Here is a 19,785-nt window from a genome sequence, read left to right on the forward strand (position 1 = left end):
TCAAGGTGATCGAGATGCGGGACCGGCTGGACGCCGCCGTCACCGGGCGGGGCAGCGCTGCCCCGCCCGGGGGACGGTGAGCGAGATCAGGTACGCGTCGACGGCCGCGGTCACGCACCGGGTCTGCGGGTAGGCGGTGTGTCCCTCGCCCTCCCAGGTGAGCACCCTCCCCACCCCGAGCATCGAGGCCAGCGCGGCGGTCTGCTCGTAGGGCGTGGCCGGGTCGCCGGTGGTGCCCACCACCAGGATCGGCGGCGCGCCGTCCGCCCGCCCGGTCGGATAGGGATCCCGCCCACCCGGCCACTCCACGCAGCCGAGCATCCCCACCGCCAGCGCCGGGCCGAACAGCGGGTATTTCTGCCGCCACTGCGACTGCAACGACCGGACCTGCTCCCGGGTCGGCTTCTCGGTCTCGTCGGCGCAGTTGACCGCCAGGTTGGCGTCGAACAGGTTGGAGTAGTGCCCGTCGTCCGCGCGGCCCGCGTACGCGTCGGCGAGCTTGAACACCCCCGCCGGATCGCCGCCCTGGAGGTCGTCGATCGCCTGGGCCAGCTCCTGCCAGCCCGGCTCGGTGTAGAGCGAGGAGATCACCGCGTAGAACACCCAGCCGGCGGTGGCCTCCCGACCGTCCGCGCCGCGTACCGGGGAGGCGTTGGCCTTGTCGATCGCGGTGGTGACCGCCCCGCGAGCGTCCGGCGCGAGCGGGCAGCGGCCGGCGTTCGCCGCGCACCACCGGGAGAAGTTGTCGAACGCCCGCTCGAAGCCCTTGGCCTGGCTCTCCGAACCGGCGATGAGCTGCTGTCGCGGGTCGACCGCGCCGTCGAGGACAAGCGCCCGCACCCGCTGCGGATAGAGCTGCGCGTAGGTGGCGCCGAGCAACGTGCCGTAGGAGTAACCCAGGTAGGTCAGCTTGTCGTCGCCGACCGCCGCGCGCACCGCGTCCATGTCCCGGGCGGCCTGCGCGGTGCTGTAGAGCGGGAGCTGGTCGCCGTACTTTTCGCCGCAGCGCTGCCCGATGCGCCGGTTGAGGTCGACGAAACCGTCGAAGGACGCCTGGCTCTCCGGGTCGGGGTCGTAGCCGAAGCTGGCGTCCAGGTCGGCGTCGGGGATGCACTTGACCGGGCTGGACCGGGCCACCCCGCGTGGGTCGAAGCCGACGATGTCGAACCGGTCGGTGACCGCCGTCGGCAGGCCGCCGAACGCCGGGCCGAAGGAGAGGTAGACCGCGGTGTCCACGCCGGAGGCGCCGGGGCCGCCCGGGTTGACCACGAGCGACCCGATCCGGTCGCGCTGGGTGGCCGACCGGATCCGGATCAGCGCGATCTCGAACGTCTCGCCGGTGCCCGGACCGGCGGTCGCGCCGGTGGCCGCCCCGCCGCCCCAGTTGCGCGGCACGGCGATCCGGGCGCACTCGTAGCGCATGCCGGACGCGCCCCGGCCGACCAGCTCGCCGGGCACCTCCGGGCAGTCCCGCCAGGTGGGCGCGGTGCCCGGTGGGGCCGCCTCGACCTCGCTCTCGGCGCGCGGGGCGAACGCCGGCAGCGTGCAGCCGGCGGTGAGCACCACCGCCGCGACGAACGCGGCCAGCGCGGGCCGGATCCGGCGGGGCCGGGCGGGGAAGCGGGTCACGAGGGCACCCTCCATGATCGTGTCGACCGTCAGGCTACGCCCGGCCGCCGGCGTCGTTCACCGTCGCCGCCGGATCCCCGCGCAGCACCTCGTCGACGTCGTAGCGGATCGGGCGGTCGAGCTGGCCGTAGTCGCAGGAGCGGGGATCGCGGTCGGGCCGCCAGCGCAGGAACCGGGCGGTGTGCCGCAGCCGGTCGCCCTCCATCGCGTCGTAGGCCACCTCGACCACCAGCTCGGGGCGCAGCGGCTCCCACTCCAGGTTCTTGCCGCCGGTCCACCGGCTCACCCCGCCCGGGATGCGCTGGCCCCGCTCGTGGTCGCCGTGCGCCCACGGGTGGTCGCCGCCGACCTCGCGGTAGGGCTCCAACTCGTCGAGCAGCTCCTTGCGGCGGGCCATGGTGAACGAGGAGCTGACGCCGATGTGGTGCAGCAACCCGTCGTCGCCGTAGAGCCCCAGCAGCAGCGAGCCGACCACCGGGCCGGACTTGTGCCAGCGGAAGCCGGCCACCACCGCGTCCGCGGTGCGGGCGTGCTTGACCTTGAACATCAGCCGCTTGCCCGGCTCGTAGGGCAGGTCGGCCGGCTTGACGATGAGCCCGTCCAGGCCGGCGCCCTCGAACACCTCGAACCAACGCCGGGCGGTCTGCGGGTCGGTGGTCACCTGGGTCACGTGCACCGGCGGCCGGACCCCGGCCAGCGCCCGCTCCAGCCGCTCCCGGCGCTGCGGGTAGGGCCGGTCGGTGAGCAGCTCGTCGTCGAGGGCGAGCAGGTCGAACGCGACGAAGTCGGCAGGTGTGGTCTCGGCGAGCAGCTTCACCCGAGAGGCGGCCGGATGGATCCGCTGGGCCAGCAGCTCGAAGTCGAGCCGCGGCTGCCCGCCGGGACCGTCCCGGCGGATCACGATCAGCTCGCCGTCGACCGCGCACCGGGCCGGGAGCTGGCGACGCGCCTGCTCGACCACCTCGGGGAAGTAGCGGGTCATCGACTTGCCGCCGCGACTGGCCAGCTCGACCTCGTCGCCGTCGCGGAAGACGATGCAGCGGAAGCCGTCCCACTTCGGCTCGTAGGTCAGGCCCGGGTCGGTGGGCAGCTCGGCCACGCTCTTGGCCAGCATCGGCTCGACCGGTGGGTTGATCGGCAGGTCCACGGCGACAAGTCAACCAGACCCCACCGACACCCGTGAGGCAGATCACCACCCGGCGGCGGGCGGCGTGTCCCGCCCCGGACCCGTTCATCCCCCGCGACCGGATGGCGGAGGCGCAGGTCAGCGCTACCGTCGCGGCGTGCCGGAGTGGAGCTGCGGATGCTGCGGTCGCTGGCGGGTCAGCGTGGAACTGGTCCGGGGGCGGTACCGCTACCGGCTGGTGCACCGCTACCCGCCGGAGCACGGCGGCGGCGCGAACGTCCTGGGCGAGGTGGGCTCGGTGGCCGAGCTGGAACGCCTGCTGCTGCGGTACGCCCCGGTCGGCCTCGCCGACCTGCACGAGGCCGCCTGAGACGGGACCGCCTGAGACACGGGACCGCCTGAGACGCGGGACCACCGTTGAGCGGCGCCCCGCGTAGCCTGAGGCGGACCGGCTCCGGGAGGGAACGCCATGCGCTTCGTCGAGACCGTCGAGATCGCCGCCGACGTCGACCGGGTCTGGGCGGTGCAGACCGACGTGGAGAGCTGGCCCGAGTGGACGCCCTCGGTCACCGCCGCCCGCCGGCTGGAGTCCGGGCCACTCGCCCTCGGCTCGACCGCCCGGCTCTCCCAGCCCCGGCTGCGGCCGGCGATCTGGCGGGTCACCGAGATCGACCCGCCGTACGCCTTCGTCTGGGAGTCCGCGAGCCCCGGCGTGCGCAGCCGCGGCGAACACCGGCTGGTGCGGCTGGACGACCGGCGCACCCGGGTCGAGCTGGCGCTCGTGCAGACCGGGCCGCTGGCCGGGCTGGTCGGGTTGTTCGGCGGCGCCACCATGCGCCGCTATCTGCGGCAGGAGGCGGACGGGCTCAGGCGCCGCTGCGAGCGGGCGTGACCTTCTCCAACACCGCCAGGCGGTTGCCGTTCTCGTCCGACCGGTGCGCCACCACGCGATAACCGCGCCGCGCGTACAACCCCAGGTTCTCCGCGCTCCGCGCACCGGTGAACAGCGCGAACCGCGCCACCCGGTCGGCGCACGCCGCCTCGATCGCGGCCAGCAGCCGGCCGCCGATGCCGCGACCCTGCTGGTCCGGGGCGACCGAGAGACGGCCGACGTGGGCGGTGTCGCCGTCCACGCTTGCCCGCACCGAGCCGACCAGGCGGGCGCCGTGCCGGGCGGCGAGCACCACGACCGGGCCGGCCAGCGCGGCCCGGACCTCGTCAAGCGTCTCGGTCAACGGGGGAAGGAACACGTCCCGGTAGCGCTGCGCCTCCACCAGGTACGCGGCGCGCTGCACGGTGAGGATCTCACCGGCGTCCGCGGCGACGGCGGGGGCGACGGTCACGTCGTCGGTCACCCGGTCAGCACACCACACCCGCGCCGGGCGGTCGTACCCTGGCGGGTGTCCCCGTCCGAGGAGAGGTGGCCGAGGTGCCCGAGCTGACGTACCCCGAGGTGGGCGCGACCCGCGACGGCGACCTGCCGGCGGGCTACCACCACCTGCGCCACCGGATCCGGCTGCCGGACGGCGCCTTCGCCACCGCGGCGGACGCGGTGCTCGGCTGGCGGCTGCACCGCGCCGCCGGCGTGGTGATGCGCGCCGACGCGGCGCGCGCCGCCCCCGGCGTGCGGGTCACACCGGGGCTGGGCGTCGGGCCGGCGCGGGTCTGGGGGCCGACCGAGGTGGTCTGGGCCGTCGACGAGCCGGACCGGGCCGGTTTCGGCTACGGCACGCTGCCCGGGCACCCGGAAGTCGGCGAGGAGGCGTTCCTGGTCACCCGCGAGCCGGACGGGACCTGGTTCGAGGTGACCGCGTTCAGCCGGCCGGCACACTGGTACGTGCGCGCGGCCGGGCCGGTCACCCGGGGCTTCCAGCGGGCGTACGCGTGGTGGCTGGGTCGGACGCTGCGCCGGCTCAGCGCTCAGTAGCGGGCGAAGGAGCGGATCGGGGCGCGCGGCCCGTACCTCGGCGCCTGGATGCCGGCGGCCTCCAGCAGCACGCAGACCCGCCCCCGGTGCCCGGTGAACGGCTTCAGCAACGTCAGCATCCGGGCGTCGTCGCCACGCGGCTCCCCGGCCAGCGCCCAGGCCACCGTGTTCGGTACGTGGTAGTCGCCGACGCTCACCGCGTCCGGGTCCCCGTACGCGATCCGGACCACCTCGGCGGCGGTCCACGGGCCGATGCCGGGGATCGCGGTGAGCCGGCGGGTGGCCTCGGCGGCGTCCACGCAGCGTTCCAGCCGGTCCGCGACGGCGGCGGCGCGGCGCAGCGTGTCGGCCCGGCGCTGCTCCACCCCGAACGGGTGGAAGACCCAGTACGGCATGGCCGCCACCGCGGCCGGCGCCGGCGGCAGCAGCAGCGGTTGCAGCGGGCCGGGCGCCGGCTCGCGGAAGTGCCGCACGGTCGCCGCGTACGCCCGGTACGCCTCCTTGCCGGTGACCTTCTGCTCGAACACGGCCCGCAGCAGCCGGGGGAAGACCTGGCCGGTGGCGGGCATCCGCAGCCCGTGGTGCGCCTGCGCCAGCCGGGCCACGAGCGGGTGCGCGGCGGCGAGCGCGGCGAACCCGGTCAGGTCGTCGCGCAGCCCGGCGACGCCGTCGGCGCGTTCGACCACCCAGGACGCGCCGGGCCCGTACCCCTCGGCGACCAGCTCGCCGGCCTCCGGGCGCAGCGCCAGCGTGGCTGGTCCGTCCGGGGTGCGAGTGGCCCACCAGAAGCTGCCGGCGGCGATCCGCGCGCACGGGTCGTACGGGCTGAAGGTCAACGCCCGCACCGAGGCGGCCAGTCGGTAGCCGGCCGGCGGTCGCAGCGTCCGGCGGGCGTCGGGCGGGGTCACCCCGCCACTCTGCCACGTGGCCGGGCCGGGACGGACGACACCGCCGTGGGCGGTGGGCTCACGGCGGTGTCGGTGTGTGGGTGCCGGGAGGCGGGGCGATGCCGGTACGCCCCGCCTCCCGGGTTCACGACGGTGACCGGCCGCGCCCTCCCCGGCGGCGGCCGGTCACCGTGTCCGGTGCGGTCAGTACGAGTAGTCCGAGCCGCCGCCCGAGTCGCCCGAGTCGCTCGACGACGGGGGCGCGACCGCCTTCGGGGTGCCCTTCGGCAGGCAGGTCAGGTTCTTCTTGCCGTTGGGGTCGACGACGAACCAGGTGCCGCCGACGGCCTGGCCCTTCCACTGGCCGGGCTTCTTGTCGCCGATGTACCGGTAGACCGGCCAGTCCCCGATGGTGATCTGCCGGGTGCCGTCCTGCCGGGTCACCGTGCCGATCTTGTCGTCGGAGACGCCCTGCAACTGCGGGTTGCCGTCGGTCAGCGCCGGCGGCCAGACCTCGGCGCACTTGTCCACGCAGTTGGACTGCGCCGGCTTCGACGAGTCCTTGTCGAACCGGTACAGCACCCAGCCGTCCTGGTCGGTGACGACCTTGCCCATCCGAGGCAGGGTCTTGCCGACGAGCTGATCGGTGAGTTTCACGTCCGACGGGGGTGCCGCCTGGTCGTCGGTCGGCGCCTCGGGGGTGGCCGACGCCTCCGGCTCGGCCGCCGCGGTGGGTTCGGCCGCGGCGACGGCGACCGGCTCCGCCGCGCTCGAGTTCGCCCCGTCGTAGCCTGCTGGGGCGCAGGCCGTAAGTGCGACCATCGCGCTCGCGACGATGACGGTCGTCCGCTTGTGGTGTGCCACGTGCCCTCCTCGTTCTTGGCAGTTCGCCGAGTAGTACGGGCGGCAGTGCTGTCAAGGTTGAACGCAGAAGCGTGGTCCATTTCACAGTGGACCGGTTGAACCGATCCCGCCCGCCGCGCGTACGCCACCACGACGGGCCGTCCGCACACGACACGACGGCGCCGGGCGGTCTCGCCGCCCGGCGCCGTCGGCGCGGTGGATCTACAGGTCGGAGACGGTCACCAGCGGGCTGGCCACCCCGTTGACGTCCACGGACTGCACCTGCACCTTCTCGATGTCGCCCAGCGGGGCCGAGGTGGACGCGGTCAGCTCCAGCCCGAGCGGGTTCTGGTTGGTGCCGTACCCGCTGCCCGGCACCGACCAGGTGCCGACCACCTCACTCGTGGCGTTCTTCCGCACCACGAGCAGCCGGCAGGTGCGCGGACCGGGCAGCCGGCTCAGTTGCAGGGCGATCTGCGTGCCGTACTCCTTCTTCGCCAGCCACATCGTGGTCTTCACCCCGGTGCCCGCGTCGGTGGCGTTGTGCTCCTCGCCCTCCTGCTCGTTCCCGCCGACGCCCGGCTGGTTCGGATCGACCGGACCGCCGCTCGGCGCGGCCGTCGGCACGCTCTGCGTCGGCTCGGCCCGCGGCACCGGCGCCGAGTCGTCGCCGAGCATCCCGGCCGCGACCCCGCTCACGCCACCGAGCACCACCACGGCCGCCGCGGTGGCCAGCAACTGCCGGACCCGGGTACGCCGCCGGTCCCGCCGTACCGCCACCAACGTGCGGTCCAGCAGCGCCGGATCGGTGTGGGTCTGCTCCAGCGCGGCCATCGCCTCACCGTCGATGCCGGAGAGCATCCCCACCACCGGGACCATCGTCTCCAACTCGGCGGCACACGCCCAGCAGGTGGCCAGGTGCTCCTCGAACCGCTCCGCGTCCTGTGCGTCGAGCACGCCGAGCGCATAAGCGGCGACGTCCATGTGGTCGGCCCGGCTCATTCCGTCACCCCCCTCTCCTGCAGAGCGGTGCGCAGCGCGCGCAGCGCGTAGTAGACCCGTGACTTGGCGGTGCCGAGCGGAAGGCCCAGCTCCTCCGCCGCCTCGGGGACGGTACGACCCCGAAAGTACGTCGCCACCAGGATCTCCCGGTGCGACTGGCTCAGCGTCCGCAGCGCGTCCGCCACGGTCATCGTGCGCAACACCCGGTCGGTGCTGTCCGACTCGGCGAACGCGGTCAGGTCCCGGTCGTACGTCTCCGCCGGGCGGGCCTGCTCGCTGCGGTGCTCGTCGATGGCGATCCGCCGGGCCACCGTGACGAGCCACGGACGCAACGAGCCCTGGCCCTGCACACCGAGGCGGTGCGCGTTGCGCCAGGCCCGCAGCAGCGTCTCCTGCACGATGTCCTCGGCGCGCTGCCGGTCCCCACCGGTCAGTCGCATCACGAACATCAGCAGCGGGCCGGCGTGCTCGGCGTAGAGCAGGCGGATCAACTGGTCGGAGTGGCTGGCCTCGGCGGAGGTCGCCTGGTGGCGTCCGGGAGCGGGTCGCGGCGGCACCGGATCATTCTGGCGATCGGCGGGTCGGGCGTCGACCCCCCGATCCGAGCGCGCCGCCCGGGAGTGTGACTGCGCCCGGGCGAACATCCACTCGGGCCTCGCCACCTCGCCGTGCCAGCCGGCCGCCACCGCATGCATGCAGACCTCCGGTGTCCAATGACATCAGCCGGCCCCCCACGGGCATGGCCGCCCGGTGATACGCACCGAACCCACGAACGGATCAACGTTTGACAGAAAAAATTCCTGGCGGTGGCGGAGTGGAGTCGGCGGCGTCCGCGTCGCGCACCACCGGCACGCCGCCGGCGAACCGGTCCAACTCCGCGCCGGCCACCACCCGGCCGGGAAACCAGTCGCCGGCCGCGCGGCGGGCCAGCTCCGGCACCGGCGGCTCCACCCGGGACGCCACGAGCACCAGGTTGCCGTACCGCCGGCCGCGCAGCACCGCCGCATCACCCACCAGGCAGGCCCGGGGCAACACGGTACGCACGGTGGCGACCTGCCCGCGGACGTGCCGCAACGGCGGGCCGTCGGCGACGTTCGCCAGGTACGTGCCGCCCGGCGCCAACACCCGGGCCACCTCGGCGGCGTACTCCACCGAGGTCAGGTGGGCCGGGGTGCGGGCGCCGGCGAAGACGTCCGCCACGATCACGTCGTACCCGGCGTCCCGGCTCGACGCCAGCGTGGCACGGGCGTCGGCTACCCGGACCCGCAGCCGCGGATCGGATGGCCACGGCAACTCCCGCCGCACCAGCTCCACGAGCGCGCCGTCCACCTCGGACACCCGCTGCGTCGAGCCGGGCCGGGTCGCCTGCACGTAGCGGGGCAGGGTGAGCGCGCCGCCGCCCAGGTGCAGCACCCGCAGCGCCGCGCCGACGGGCGCGACCAGGTCGATCGCGGCGGCCAGCCGCCGCACGTACTCGAACTCCAGGTGCGTCGGGTCGGCCAGGTCGACGTGGGACTGCGGCGCGCCGTCCAGCAGCAGCGTCCACGAGCCGGGGCGGTCCCGGTCCGGCACCAGCTCGGCCCGCCCGGTGTCGACGTCGGCCACCACCCGGTCGGTGTCGCGTCGCCGGCCCATCAGCGCCGCATCCCGCGCGCGGCCGAGGTGAGCACCCGGTGCAGCAGCCGCGCGTCGCCGAGCATCCCGCGCAGTTTGCGCTCCAGACCGGCGATCGGCACCAGGTTCTGCGGCGCGCGCGGGTCCTTGTAGGGCGTCGACGCGAACCGGGGCAGCGTGACCAGCGACAGGTCGGCGAGCGCGACCGCCTCCGGCACGCTCAGCTCGGCCGAGCACTCCATCCGCACGATGCCCGCCCAGGGCGCCCCGGCGGCCACCGGCAGTCGCAGATACCACGACCAGCCGCCCCACGCGGTGCCCAACCGGAACACCGGGCAGCGCTGGCCCGGCGCCAGCCCGGTCACCACCGCGGTCAGCCGGGCGTCGAGGTATTGGCTGTGCTGCGTCTTGATGTAGCCGAGCGTGCGCGGCAGGTTCCGCCGGCTGCGCAGCGGACCGTCCACCACCAACAGGTCGCCGTCGGCGCGCACCGCGTCCGACACGTCCACCTCAAGCGCGGTGAGCGGGCCCTGCACCGCCGCCGGCAGCTTGCTCAACTCGCCGGTGCCCCCGACCCGGTGCACCGGGTAGCGGATCGCGCCGGCCACCACGTCCCCCGCCGACGGGCTGGCGGTGAACAGGCCCCGACCCACCCGGGATCCGGCCAGCTCGGCGGCACCCCGGTCCAGGTCACAACGGACCACCCCGGCCGCGTACGAGGCGGCGATGCCGGGGAACGAACCGCCGTCCTCCTCCGCCGTCCAGATGCTGGCGTCGATCCGGCGTACCCCGTCGACGAGCAGCACCACGTCCGGCGCCCGCACCCCCGGCCGGGGGTCGATGGCCCGCCAGTCGGTCACCGGCAGCTCGACGTCGGCCTCCACCTGGGCGCTGCTCGGCGTCGCCGGCCCGGCCCCGCCCGCCGCCTCGAACGACGCCCCGTACGCCGGATCCCACGAGTCGACGAAGAACCGGGGTTGTCCCGGCCGGGTCACAGGGCTGGCCTTCCGTTCGCGACTGCGGGGCTCCGCTGCGCTGCACTCCTCGCGCTCACAGGCCGGTCCGCTCGATGCGGGCCGTGCGGGCGTCCTTGCGGACCTCGAAGCGGACCGGGATCCGCTCGGCCAGCGCCGGCACGTGCGTCACCACGCCGACCATCCGGTCGCCCCGGGCGGCCAGGTTCTCCAGGGTCGCCGCGACCGTGTCGAGCGTCGCCGCGTCGAGCGTGCCGAAGCCCTCGTCCAGCACGATCGACTCCAGGCTCGCCGCGCTCGTGGACATGCCGGCGAGCTGCTCCGACAACGCCAGCGCCAGGGCCAGCGACGCCTGGAACGTCTCCCCGCCGGACAGCGTCCGCACGCCGCGCCGCAGGCCGGCGTCGTGATGGTCGATCACGAAGAACTCGCCCTTGTCGTGGACCAGGTCGTACTGCCCGCCGGACAGCTCGCGGAGGATCCGTGACGCGCCGTCGACGAGCAGGTCGAGCGCCTCGGTGAGCAGCCAGCGCTCGAAGTTGTTGGCCCGCAGGTGCCCGGCGAGCGCGCGGGCCACCCGCGCCTGGTGTTCGTGGCCGGTCCGCTGCGCCCGCAACCCGGCCGCCTGCTCGCGCCGCTCGGTCAACCGGCGCAGCTCCGCCTCGGCCCGCTCCACCGCCACCGCGACGTCGCGCAGCGGGTCGTCCGGCGCGTCCAGCCCGGCGGCGGTGAACGACGCGGCGATCCGGTCGGCCACCTCGGTCACCGCCCGCTGGGCGGCGTCGACCGCGTCGGCCAGCCCGCCCCGGTCGGCCCGTCGCCGCTCGGCCTGCTCGCCCGCCCAACCGGCGAGCGCCGCCCAGGCGGCGGCCACGTCGTCCCGGTCGGCGGCCGGTGGGCCGAACCGGGCCAACCCGTCCCGCGCCGTGTCGAAGTCGCGCCAGGCCCGGCGCAACCGGTCCTGCGCGCCGTCGAGCGTGCCCCGGGCCCGCCGGGCGGCCTCCCGACCGGCCCGGACCGCGCCGGCCGCCTCGTCCAGCGCCGCCCGCAGCCGGGCGTGTTCGGCGAGCGACGCGCGCAGCGCGTCCGGCGTGGGGGCGTCGGCGAGCTGCCCGTCCACCTCGGCCAGCCGCGCACCGAGCCCGTCGTGTTCGGCCCGCACGCGCAGCAGCACCCGCTCCAGGTCACGGGCGGCGGTGTCGCGCTCCTGCACCACCCGCTTGGCGGACTCGCTCGCCGCCCGCGCCGCCTTGCCGGCCGCGAGCGCCCGGCTCACCGCCGAGCCCTTCGGCACCGCCGGCACGGCGGTGACCACCTGCTCGCACACCGGGCAGGGCGCGCCGTCGACCAGGTGCGCCCGCAGCGCCACCGCCTGGTCCGCCGCCTTCGCCTCCTCGTGCGCCCGGAACGCCGCCTCCAGCTCGGCCTCGGCCCGCGTCGTGTCGGCCCGCGCGGCGGCCAGCGCCGCCACCGCCGCGTCGTGCTCGACCCGCGCCGCGTCGACCGCCGCGCGGACCGTGGCCGCCTCGCCGGTGAGCCGCTCCCGGTCGGCGTACGCCCGCAGGTGCAGCCGCAGCGCGCTCTCGTCACCGGCGGCGGCCAGCTCGCCGCGCAGCTTCTCCTCCCGCTCCTCGGCCAGCCCGACCGCCGCGGCCGTCTCGTCGGCGGTCACCCGCGCGGCGGCCACCGCCCGGGCCAGCTCGGCGATGCCGTCCGGCGGCCGGACCCCGGCCAGCACGCCCAGCTCGGCGTCGAGGGCGGCCAGCGCCGCAGCCCGCTCACCCGCCGTGACCCGGGCCCGCTCCAGTTCCGGTACGGCCACCGCGACCGCGCCGGCCAGCTCGCGCACCACGTCGACCCGGCCCCGGGCGTCGGCCAGGCTCGCGTCGTCGACGTCGGTGAGCCCGCCGAGCATCTTGTCGACCGTCTCCAGCTTCGCCTCGGCCTGCCCGGCCCGCTCGACCGCCTTCTTCTGCACCCCCTCGTAGACGCCCAGCCCGAGCAGGTTGACCAGGATCTGCTGGCGGGTCGCCGGCTTGGCGTGCAGGAAGTCGGCGAACTGCCCCTGCGGCAGCACCACGCACGAGGTGAACTGCTCGTAGGGCAGCCCGACCGCGTCGAGCACCGCCTGCTCCATCTCGGCCGGGGTGCCGGCCACCACGTCGCCCAGGTCCTCCGGGCTGAGCCCGGTGTCGAGCTTGGTGATGTCGAACCCGGGCGGCATGAGCTGGAGCCCGGCGTTCGTCGTCTTCACCGTGCCCCGGCCGTCGCGGCGGACCACCCGGGTGGCGACGTAGCGGTCGCCGGCGGATTCGAAGACCAACCGGACGCGCGCCTCGGCGGCCGACGGCGCCAGCGCGTTCGCCAACCCCCGCGTGCCACCCCAGCGCGGCACCGTGCCGTAGAGCGCGAAGCAGATCGCGTCGAGCACCGTCGACTTGCCCGAGCCGGTCGGGCCGACCAGCGCGAAGAAGTCCGCGTCCGTGAAGTCGACGGTGGTCTCCTCGCGGAAGACGGTGAACCCGGCCATGTCCAGCCGCATCGGCCGCATCAGTGTTCAACTTCCTCGAGCAGCTCGTCGAAGAGCTCCCGCACGCCCTCGTCGGCGTGCCCGCGGCTGCCCAGATAGTCGGCGAACAGCTCGCGCGGGGAGCGACCGGCCCGCTGGGCGGTGCGGGTGCCGCTGCCCGGCGCCGGCATCAGCTCCGGGTCGATCCGGATCTCCAGCGCGCGGGGAAGCAGCTCCTGGACGTCCTCGCGCAGCCCGGCCCGGGGCTGCTCCCGGACGAAGACCCGCAGCCAGCCGTCGGGCGGCTCGATCTCGGCGAGCTGCGCGAGCGTGCCCCGCACCGTGCGCAGCGGCACCGCGCCGGGCACCGGCACCTCCCGGATGCGCGCGGCGGTGCTCGCGGTCACCTCCACGATCGTCACCGAGCCGATGTTCTCCTGCTCGCCGAAGTCGACCGCGAGCGGGCTGCCGCTGTAGCGGATCGGGCAGGGGCCGATCACCCGCTGGGAGCGGTGCAGGTGGCCCAGCGCCACGTAGTGCGCGTTGCCGGGGAAGACGGTGGCCGGCACCGCGTAGCCGAGCACGGTGTGCGCGTCCCGCTCGCCGCCGCCGGTGCTCGCCCCGACGACGGTGAGGTGGGCGGTGACCAGGTGCACCCGGTCCGGCTCGGTGAAGCCCTCGGCCAGTTTGCCGAGCACCCGGCCGAGGTGGTCGGCGTAGGTCTGGTTGGCCTCGGCCGGGGTGAGGGCGTACATCTCCACCGCGCGGACGGCGTAGCGCTGGGAGAGGAAGGGCAGCGCGGCGACCTGCCAGCGCTCGCCGTCGCCCGTCACCCCGTCGACGACGTGCTCGGCCGGATTTTCCCGCACGCTGCCGCGCAGCGTGATGCCGGCAGCCTCGGCCCACGGGCGCAGCGCGTCGAGCGCCGCGCCGTTGTCGTGGTTGCCGCCGATGGCCAGCACATCGGCGCCGGTGCGGCGCAGCGCGGTGAGCGCGCGGGTCACCAGCCGGGTCGCCTCCGGCGTGGGCGCGGCGGTGTCGTAGAGGTCACCGGCGACGATCACCAGGTCGGGCCGCTCGTCACGGGCGATGTCGATCACCTGGGCCAGGACCTGGGTGTGTTCCTCGGCCCGGGACTGCCCCTTGAGGACCTTGCCGACGTGCCAGTCGGAGGTGTGCAGGATCTTCATCTTGGTGCCGCCTAGAACGGGATGTCGTCGTCGGAGGAGCCGGAGCCGACCACCGCGAACGGATCGGCGGCCTGGGTGATCGACCGTAGCGTCTCCGACGGGGCGCGGCCGGCCTCCGACACCCGGGTGGCCCACGCCGGGAACGGGAACTCCAGGCACAGCGGCACCGGGATGTCGGGCTGGTTGACGAACATGGTGCCCGGCTTGGCCAGCAGCGCCCGCTGCCGCTGGGCGGGCGGGAGGAAGCCGTATTCCGGGCGGGACGCCTCGGCCGGGTCGAGCCGCCCGACCACCCGGATCGCCGAGTTGGTGACGATCCGCCGTTCCACCTCGCTCGCCGTCTGCTGCGCGCCGACCAGGATCACCCCGAGCGACCGGCCCCGCTCGGCGATGTCGAGCAGCACCTCCTTGATCGGGGAGGACCCCTCCCGGGGGGCGTACTTGTTCAGCTCGTCGAGCACGACGAAGAGCAACGGCTTGGCGGTGCCGGCCTTCTCCTTGCGCTCGAACTCGCTCTTCAGCGTCACGCCGACCACGAAGCGCTGCGCGCGGTCCGGCAGATTGTGCAGGTCGACCACGGTGACCTGGGCGCTCTCCGCGGTGTTGATCGAGTGCGGGCGGCGGGTGGCCAGATCCCCCCGGATCAACCGGCCCAGGTCCTTCTTGCTGCCGATGAGCCGGCGGGCGAACGCGTTGACCGTGCCCAGCCCGACCGCGCTGCCGGCCCACTCACCCCGGGTCTCGTCGTCGTTGAGCTGCTCGACGACGTGGTCGACCAGGTCGGCGTAGGAGCCGAGGCGGACCCCGTCGATGCTCACCCCGCCGTCGGCGGGCTGGGCGTAGCGGGCCAGGTGGGCGGCGACCGAGTGGACCACCATCGTGTATTGCTGGCGCTCGTCGTCGGCGTCGGCGAAGACGTAGGGCAGCAGGCGGTCGGCGCAGAACTCGGTGAGCGTCCAGTAGAAACTGTCCACGCCGGTGAGCCGGCTGCTCACGTCGGGCGTGCCGGACGAGTCACCGACCCGGGGCGGCGCGTACACCCGCACGTCGGGGAACGCGCCGGCGTCGAGGCCGAGCTTCGCGTACGCCGCGCGGGTCGGGTCGTCGAGCCGGCTGTTGGGGTGGTCGAGGAAGAGCAGGTCCTCGCCCTTGACGTTGAAGATCAGCGCCTTGGCGTTGACCGCGTCGCCGCCGAGCACTCCGGAGCGGAACACGGAGTAGAGCAGGAAGGTCGCGAAGCTGGTCTTGGTGGCGACGCCGGAGATGCCGGAGATGGAGACGTGCGCGCCCCGGGTGCCGTCGAGGAAGTCGGCGTTGAGGTAGACCGGCACGCCGTCGCGGCCCATCCCCATCGGGACCCGCCGTTCCATCCGGTCGAAGTGCAGCGCCCGGGCCCGGGCGTCGCCCTCGGCCCGGTGCACCACCGCGCCGGGGGTGGGCGGGACGTAGAACTCCGGGTCGACCCGGGTGGTGGTGATCTCGGCGGCCTCCTGCACCTGCGCCGGCAGCGTGCCGTCGGCGATGGCGAAGACGTCGGAGTCGAACTGCGCCCCCTCGTGCCGGGCCCGCACCTGGGTCACCACGCCGGCGATGGTCACCGGCTCGCGGTCGGGCAGGTCGCGCCGGGTGACCACCACGTCGTCGAGTTGCAGGTAGCTCCCCGGGGCGACGGCGGTCCAGAAGGTGAGCGGGGTGGCGTCGGCGGTGCCGAGCACCCGGCCGACACCCTCGCCGGGCCCGTCGAGCTGGTCGTCGGTCATCGGCGGTCTCCGGTCGGCTGGTCGTTCCGGTCACGGCGCACGTCCTGCATCCTGCCCGAGGGATGCGACAGGTTGCCACGCGACGCGGCGGACGCCACGCCCGTCGTGTCCCGGCCGGTCGCCGCGTGGATCCGGCCGACCACCGTGCGTGCGCACCCGCACCCTTTACGCGCGCGGATTCACGGAAAGAGGGCTCATCCCGCCGGGCAAGGCCACGCTTGCCGTGAATCAGCGCGCGGTGGGGAGGGGCTCGCGGGCGTAGCGCAGCATCAGCATCCCGTCGGGGGTGGCCAGGGCGTGGCGCAGCGGGAGGTGGCGCGGTGGGCTCGCGGGGCCGGCGGCGATGCGGCCGGGGCCCGCGCCGGCGAGCAGCGGCGCCACGGTCAGGCAGAGCTCGTCGACCAGGTCGGCCTCGGTGAGCGCACCGAACAGGTGTGGCCCGCCCTCGCAGAGGAGTTGGCCCAGCCCGCGTCGGCGCAGTTCGGTCAGGCCGGCGGCCAGGTCGACCCGGTCGGCGCCGCAGCGGATCACGTCGGCCACCTCGGTCAGGCCGGCGGGGGGCGCGGCGTCGGCCCGGGTGAGCACCAGCGGCCGGACCGGGGCGTCGGCGAAGCACGCCTGGGCCGGATCGAGATCGAGCGAGCCGGAGACCACGACGAGCGTCGGGAACTCGGCCAGCCCCCGGTCGCGTCGCCAGGCCCGACGCCCGGGGCTGAGCCGCACCGCGCGGTAGCCCTCGTGGCGCAGCGTGCCGGCGGCCACCAGCAGGCCGTCGCAGAGCATCCGCAGCAGCCCGAAGACGCGCTTGTCCGGCTCGCCGGAGAGCCCGGCGGAGTAGCCGTCCAGGGTGACCGCGCCGTCCGCGCTGGCGACGAAGTTCACCCGCAGGCGCGGGGCGGGCGCGCGGTCGTAGAGCGCGGTGAGCTGCGGGTCGGTCAGCGGGCCGGTGACGGGCGCGGGCCAGATCCGTTCGATCGGGGTTCCGACGCTCATTCGCCGGCCGGACCGGTGACCGGCGGGGTGGGTTCGGGGGTACGGTGCTGGCAGTCGCACCACTTCCGGCCAGGACAGTCGTCGTGCCGCCGCTCCCGGCAGGCTCGGCAGATCATGAAGGCAGCCTATGCCGAGGAAGGATGGGACCACGTGCCGCGTCAGATCTTCCAGCTGATGGTGTCCCTGACCGGGGTCCGGCCGCCGGTCTGGCGGCGGGTGCTGGTGCCCGGCGGCTACACCCTGGACCGGCTGCACCGGGTGATCCAGCACGCGGTGGGCTGGCGCGACTGCCACCTGCACTCGTTCGACGTCGGTGGGCGGCAGTACGGCGAGCCCGACCCGGACGGCGAGTTGGCGCTCCGCGACGAGCTGGACGTCCGGTTGGACGCGGTGGTGGGCAAGGGCGACCGGTTCCGTTACACCTACGACTTCGGTGACTGGTGGGAGCACGACCTCGTGGTGGAGGACGTCTGCGCCGCCGACCCGGACGAGCGCTACCCGGTCTGTCTGGACGGCGAGCGCGCTGCCCCGCCGGAGGGCGTGGGCGGCCCGGAGGGGTACGCCGTGCTGCTGGCCGCGCTCGCCGACCCGGCGCATCCCGAGCACCTGACCATGCGGGACTGGGCCGGCCCGGCGTTCGACCCGGCCGGGTTCGCCGCCGATCGCGCCACCACGTTGCTCCGCCGCTGCTGCTGATACCCGGCCCGGCCGAGGGGACGGATCAGGGGTAACGAAATGGGAACGCTCCCAGCGGCCTATTGACACCCCTGTTACCTGCCGGCAATCTCATGGGAGCGCTCCCGGGAGTGGCGTGGATCTCTTACCCTGCCCGCTCCGGCACGAGCGACACGCACCCCCCACCACACAGATAACTCGCCTCACCACCGAAAAGAGGGGTCTGAAAGATGAGCGTCCCAATTCGCCGTCGGCAGCTCGCGGCCATCGCGCTCGCGTCTGTCGTGGTGCTCGGCACCGCGACCGCGTGCAGCGATGACGACTCGGGCAGCGGCGGCGACAGCGACGGCCCGGTCACCCTGGTCGTCGACGTCTTCGGCGATCAGGGCTTCGGTTACGAGGACCTGTACAAGCAGTACGAAGCCGAGCACAAGAACGTCAAGATCCAGGAGCGGGGCAAGGGCCTCGGCCTGGACGACTACAACACCCGCCTGACCCAGCAGATCACCGCCGGGTCCGGAGCCGGTGACGTGGTGGCCCTGGAAGAGGGCACCATCGTCCAGTTCTACGCCCAGGCCGACAAGTTCGTGAACCTCGCCGACCACGGCGCGAACGACCTCAAGGGCAACTTCCTGCCGTGGAAGTGGGAGCAGGGCACCACGCCCGACGGCAAGGTGCTGGGCCTCGGCACCGACGTCGGCGGCATGGCGCTGTGCTACCGCAGCGACCTGTTCAAGGCCGCCGGCCTGCCCACCGACCGCGAGCAGGTCGGTGCGCTCTGGCCCACCTGGGACGAGTTCATCGCCACCGGCCAGAAGTTCGCCGCCGCCGACAAGAAGCACAAGTTCGTCGACTCGGCGACCAACTTCTACAACGTGGTGCTGATGCAGATCGCGGGCCAGGGCACCGGCTACACGTACTACGACAAGAGCAACAAGCTGGTCATCGACCAGAACCCGGACGTGCAGGCCGCGTACCAGCTCACCACCAAGATGGTCGGCGCCGGGCTGTCGAACAACCTGCAGTCCTTCTCGAACGAGTGGAACGCCGGCTTCAAGAACAGCACCTTCGCCACCATCGCCTGCCCGGCCTGGATGACCGGTGTCATCAAGGGCCAGGCCGGTGACACGGCGGCCGGCAAGTGGGACATCGCCAAGGCCCCCGGCAACGGCGGCAACTGGGGCGGCTCCTTCCTCGGCGTGCCGAAGTCGAGCAAGCACCAGAAGGAGGCCGCGGAGCTGGCCAAGTTCCTGACCAGCGCGCAGGGCCAGATCGGCGCGTACAAGGCGGTCGGCAACCTGCCGTCGAACCCGCAGGCGCTGACCGACCCGGCCGTGGCCGACTCGACCAACGAGTACTTCAGCAAGGCCCCGGTCGGCAAGATCTTCGCCGCCGGCGCGACCGACCTGAAGCCGGTCTACCTCGGCCCGAAGAACAGCGCGGTGCGTACCGCGGTGGAGAACAGCCTGCGCTCGGTGGAGCAGGGCAAGTCGGCGGACGCCGCCTGGCAGGACGCGCTGAAGAACGGTGCGGCTGCCGGTAAGTGACCCGGTTGAGCCGCCCGCGGGTGGCGTCGGCAGCCCTGTGCTGCCGGCGCCACCCGCGGTGCCCGCAGAGCCCGGTGTCGCCCGAGTAGCGGGTGACACCGGCCGAGGAGAAGGACCTCCAATGAGCCTCGACCTGCACGCCACGGCGCCGCCCGAGCCCGGCCCGTCGCGCGCCACCCGCCCCGCGCACCGTCGCGCCACATCGACAACCAGGCTGGACCTGAAGTACTCGCCGTACCTGTACGTCCTGCCGTTCTTCGTGATCTTCGCGGTGTTCAGCGCCTATCCGATCGCGTACACGGTCTGGATCGCGCTCACCGACCGGTCGCCGCTGAACCCGACGATCTCCTTCGTCGGGTTGGACAACTTCGTCGAACTGATCACCAACGATCCGCAGTTCTGGAACGCGGTGGTGAACACGTTCGGCATCTTCGTGCTCTCCACCGTGCCGCAGTTGATGCTGGCGCTGATTCTTGCGAACGCGCTCAACCGGAGGCTGCGCGCGCAGACCTTCTTCCGGATGGCCATCGCCATGCCGATCATCACCTCGACCGCGGTGGTCGCGTTGATCTTCTCGATGATCTACGCGAAGGAATTCGGCCTGGTCAACTGGGTGCTGGACAGCGTCGGCCTGGATCCGATCGACTGGCGGGCGAACCGCTTCGCCTCATGGTTCGCCATCTCCACCATGGTCGACTGGCGCTGGGTCGGCTACAACGCGCTGATCTATCTGGCCGCCATGCAGTCGATCAGCAAGGACATGTACGAGGCCGCGGCGCTGGACGGGGCCTCCCGGCGACGTCAGTTCTGGTCGATCACCGTCCCGCAGCTGCGTCCCACGATCATCTTCACGCTGATCATCTCGACGATCGGCGGGCTTCAGCTCTTCACCGAGCCGCTGATGTTCACCAGCGGCGCCGGCGCCCTCTCGGGCGGCTCCGAGGGGCAGTTCCAGACCATCACGATGTACCTGCTCGACGTGATGAACCAGCGCTTCCGGTGGGGTTACGCCGGGGCGGTCGCGCTCGTGCTCTTCGTGCTCATCGCGCTGGTGTCGCTGGTCAACTACCTGTTGGCCCGACGCATCAGCTCCGACAAGTGAAGGTGAC

General features: G+C 73.8%; 19 protein-coding genes. 6 read left to right on the forward strand and 13 right to left on the reverse strand.

What is annotated here, in order from left to right; genetic code table 11:
* Nucleotides 1-39 precede the first annotated feature (39 nt).
* Nucleotides 40-1,629 (reverse strand): alpha/beta hydrolase, encoded by a 1,590-nt coding sequence (locus tag O7613_RS03455; protein ID WP_282292033.1) that lies wholly within the window; start codon nucleotides 1,627-1,629, stop codon nucleotides 40-42.
* Between the two features lie 34 nt (nucleotides 1,630-1,663).
* Entirely contained in the window at nucleotides 1,664-2,776 is a 1,113-nt protein-coding gene (locus O7613_RS03460) for an ATP-dependent DNA ligase (protein ID WP_281584227.1), read from the reverse strand.
* Nucleotides 2,777-2,912: 136 nt separating this feature from the next.
* On the opposite strand from O7613_RS03460, the gene O7613_RS03465 reads away from it, so the two are divergent.
* Both O7613_RS03465 and O7613_RS03470 read left to right on the forward strand, forming a co-directional pair.
* The gene (locus O7613_RS03465) at nucleotides 2,913-3,125 is read left to right on the forward strand and encodes a hypothetical protein (protein ID WP_282292034.1); all 213 of its coding nucleotides are present in this window, start codon (nucleotides 2,913-2,915) and stop codon (nucleotides 3,123-3,125) included.
* Between the two features lie 99 nt (nucleotides 3,126-3,224).
* Nucleotides 3,225-3,647 (forward strand): SRPBCC family protein, encoded by a 423-nt coding sequence (locus O7613_RS03470; RefSeq protein ID WP_282292035.1) that lies wholly within the window; start codon nucleotides 3,225-3,227, stop codon nucleotides 3,645-3,647.
* Here the strand turns inward: O7613_RS03470 and O7613_RS03475 are convergent.
* A complete protein-coding gene (locus O7613_RS03475) occupies nucleotides 3,622-4,110 on the reverse strand; it encodes a GNAT family N-acetyltransferase (protein ID WP_282292037.1) in 489 nt (162 codons plus the stop codon). The genes O7613_RS03470 and O7613_RS03475 overlap by 26 nt on opposite strands.
* 74 nt (nucleotides 4,111-4,184) lie before the next feature.
* Between O7613_RS03475 and O7613_RS03480 the strand changes: the two genes are divergently transcribed.
* On the forward strand, nucleotides 4,185-4,682 hold the full coding sequence (locus O7613_RS03480; protein ID WP_282292040.1) for a DUF1990 domain-containing protein: 498 nt from the start codon (nucleotides 4,185-4,187) through the stop codon (nucleotides 4,680-4,682).
* Here O7613_RS03480 and O7613_RS03485 read toward each other — a convergent pair.
* The 10 genes from O7613_RS03485 to O7613_RS03530 form a co-directional block, all read right to left on the reverse strand.
* Nucleotides 4,676-5,590, reverse strand: coding sequence for a DNA-3-methyladenine glycosylase 2 family protein (locus tag O7613_RS03485; protein WP_282292042.1), 915 nt, complete (start codon nucleotides 5,588-5,590; stop codon nucleotides 4,676-4,678). The two genes, O7613_RS03480 and O7613_RS03485, sit on opposite strands and share 7 nt — an antisense overlap.
* A 183-nt stretch (nucleotides 5,591-5,773) precedes the next feature.
* Nucleotides 5,774-6,433 carry a hypothetical protein gene (locus tag O7613_RS03490; RefSeq protein ID WP_281584221.1) on the reverse strand — a complete coding sequence of 220 codons (660 nt, stop codon included), beginning with the start codon at nucleotides 6,431-6,433 and terminating at the stop codon, nucleotides 5,774-5,776.
* Nucleotides 6,434-6,634: 201 nt separating this feature from the next.
* Nucleotides 6,635-7,414 carry a zf-HC2 domain-containing protein gene (locus O7613_RS03495; RefSeq protein ID WP_281584220.1) on the reverse strand — a complete coding sequence of 260 codons (780 nt, stop codon included), beginning with the start codon at nucleotides 7,412-7,414 and terminating at the stop codon, nucleotides 6,635-6,637.
* Complete coding sequence (locus tag O7613_RS03500; protein ID WP_281584219.1) at nucleotides 7,411-8,109, reverse strand: sigma-70 family RNA polymerase sigma factor; 699 nt, start codon at nucleotides 8,107-8,109, stop codon at nucleotides 7,411-7,413. The genes O7613_RS03495 and O7613_RS03500 overlap by 4 nt, the downstream gene beginning before the upstream one ends.
* Before the next feature lie 82 nt (nucleotides 8,110-8,191).
* Complete coding sequence (locus O7613_RS03505; RefSeq protein WP_282292045.1) at nucleotides 8,192-9,049, reverse strand: fused MFS/spermidine synthase; 858 nt, start codon at nucleotides 9,047-9,049, stop codon at nucleotides 8,192-8,194.
* Nucleotides 9,049-10,023, reverse strand: coding sequence for a hypothetical protein (locus O7613_RS03510; protein ID WP_282292047.1), 975 nt, complete (start codon nucleotides 10,021-10,023; stop codon nucleotides 9,049-9,051). Before O7613_RS03510 ends, O7613_RS03505 begins: the two co-directional genes overlap by 1 nt.
* A 55-nt stretch (nucleotides 10,024-10,078) precedes the next feature.
* A complete protein-coding gene (locus O7613_RS03515; protein ID WP_282292048.1) occupies nucleotides 10,079-12,553 on the reverse strand; it encodes an SMC family ATPase in 2,475 nt (824 codons plus the stop codon).
* Nucleotides 12,553-13,701: an exonuclease SbcCD subunit D gene (locus O7613_RS03520; protein ID WP_281584215.1), complete on the reverse strand. Its 1,149-nt coding sequence runs from the start codon at nucleotides 13,699-13,701 to the stop codon at nucleotides 12,553-12,555. Before O7613_RS03520 ends, O7613_RS03515 begins: the two co-directional genes overlap by 1 nt.
* A gap of 11 nt (nucleotides 13,702-13,712) precedes the next feature.
* Complete coding sequence (locus O7613_RS03525; protein WP_282292049.1) at nucleotides 13,713-15,461, reverse strand: ATP-binding protein; 1,749 nt, start codon at nucleotides 15,459-15,461, stop codon at nucleotides 13,713-13,715.
* 228 nt (nucleotides 15,462-15,689) lie between these two features.
* A complete protein-coding gene (locus tag O7613_RS03530; RefSeq protein ID WP_282292050.1) occupies nucleotides 15,690-16,454 on the reverse strand; it encodes a pyrimidine reductase family protein in 765 nt (254 codons plus the stop codon).
* A gap of 150 nt (nucleotides 16,455-16,604) precedes the next feature.
* Between O7613_RS03530 and O7613_RS03535 the strand changes: the two genes are divergently transcribed.
* The 3 genes from O7613_RS03535 (at nucleotide 16,605) to O7613_RS03545 (ending at nucleotide 19,778) form a co-directional block, all read left to right on the forward strand.
* Nucleotides 16,605-17,150: a plasmid pRiA4b ORF-3 family protein gene (locus O7613_RS03535; RefSeq protein WP_282292051.1), complete on the forward strand. Its 546-nt coding sequence runs from the start codon at nucleotides 16,605-16,607 to the stop codon at nucleotides 17,148-17,150.
* Between the two features lie 209 nt (nucleotides 17,151-17,359).
* Nucleotides 17,360-18,676: an extracellular solute-binding protein gene (locus tag O7613_RS03540; RefSeq protein WP_282292053.1), complete on the forward strand. Its 1,317-nt coding sequence runs from the start codon at nucleotides 17,360-17,362 to the stop codon at nucleotides 18,674-18,676.
* A gap of 121 nt (nucleotides 18,677-18,797) precedes the next feature.
* On the forward strand, nucleotides 18,798-19,778 hold the full coding sequence (locus O7613_RS03545; protein ID WP_282292055.1) for a sugar ABC transporter permease: 981 nt from the start codon (nucleotides 18,798-18,800) through the stop codon (nucleotides 19,776-19,778).
* Nucleotides 19,779-19,785: the final 7 nt, after the last annotated feature.

The organism is Micromonospora sp. WMMD975 (genome assembly GCF_029581215.1).
Lineage (GTDB): Bacteria > Actinomycetota > Actinomycetes > Mycobacteriales > Micromonosporaceae > Micromonospora.

Bases quoted from the DNA above. Each gene is read 5' to 3' on its own strand.
- O7613_RS03470 (WP_282292035.1), top strand. From the start codon at position 3,225: ATGCGCTTCGTCGAGACCGTCGAGATCGCCGCCGACGTCGACCGGGTC.
- O7613_RS03495 (WP_281584220.1), bottom strand. From the start codon at position 7,414: ATGAGCCGGGCCGACCACATGGACGTCGCCGCTTATGCGCTCGGCGTG.
- O7613_RS03500 (WP_281584219.1), bottom strand. From the start codon at position 8,109: ATGCATGCGGTGGCGGCCGGCTGGCACGGCGAGGTGGCGAGGCCCGAG.
- O7613_RS03505 (WP_282292045.1), bottom strand. From the start codon at position 9,049: ATGGGCCGGCGACGCGACACCGACCGGGTGGTGGCCGACGTCGACACC.
- O7613_RS03515 (WP_282292048.1), bottom strand. From the start codon at position 12,553: ATGCGGCCGATGCGGCTGGACATGGCCGGGTTCACCGTCTTCCGCGAG.
- O7613_RS03520 (WP_281584215.1), bottom strand. From the start codon at position 13,701: ATGAAGATCCTGCACACCTCCGACTGGCACGTCGGCAAGGTCCTCAAG.
- O7613_RS03525 (WP_282292049.1), bottom strand. From the start codon at position 15,461: ATGACCGACGACCAGCTCGACGGGCCCGGCGAGGGTGTCGGCCGGGTG.
- O7613_RS03530 (WP_282292050.1), bottom strand. From the start codon at position 16,454: ATGAGCGTCGGAACCCCGATCGAACGGATCTGGCCCGCGCCCGTCACC.
- O7613_RS03540 (WP_282292053.1), top strand. From the start codon at position 17,360: ATGAGCGTCCCAATTCGCCGTCGGCAGCTCGCGGCCATCGCGCTCGCG.
- O7613_RS03545 (WP_282292055.1), top strand. From the start codon at position 18,798: ATGAGCCTCGACCTGCACGCCACGGCGCCGCCCGAGCCCGGCCCGTCG.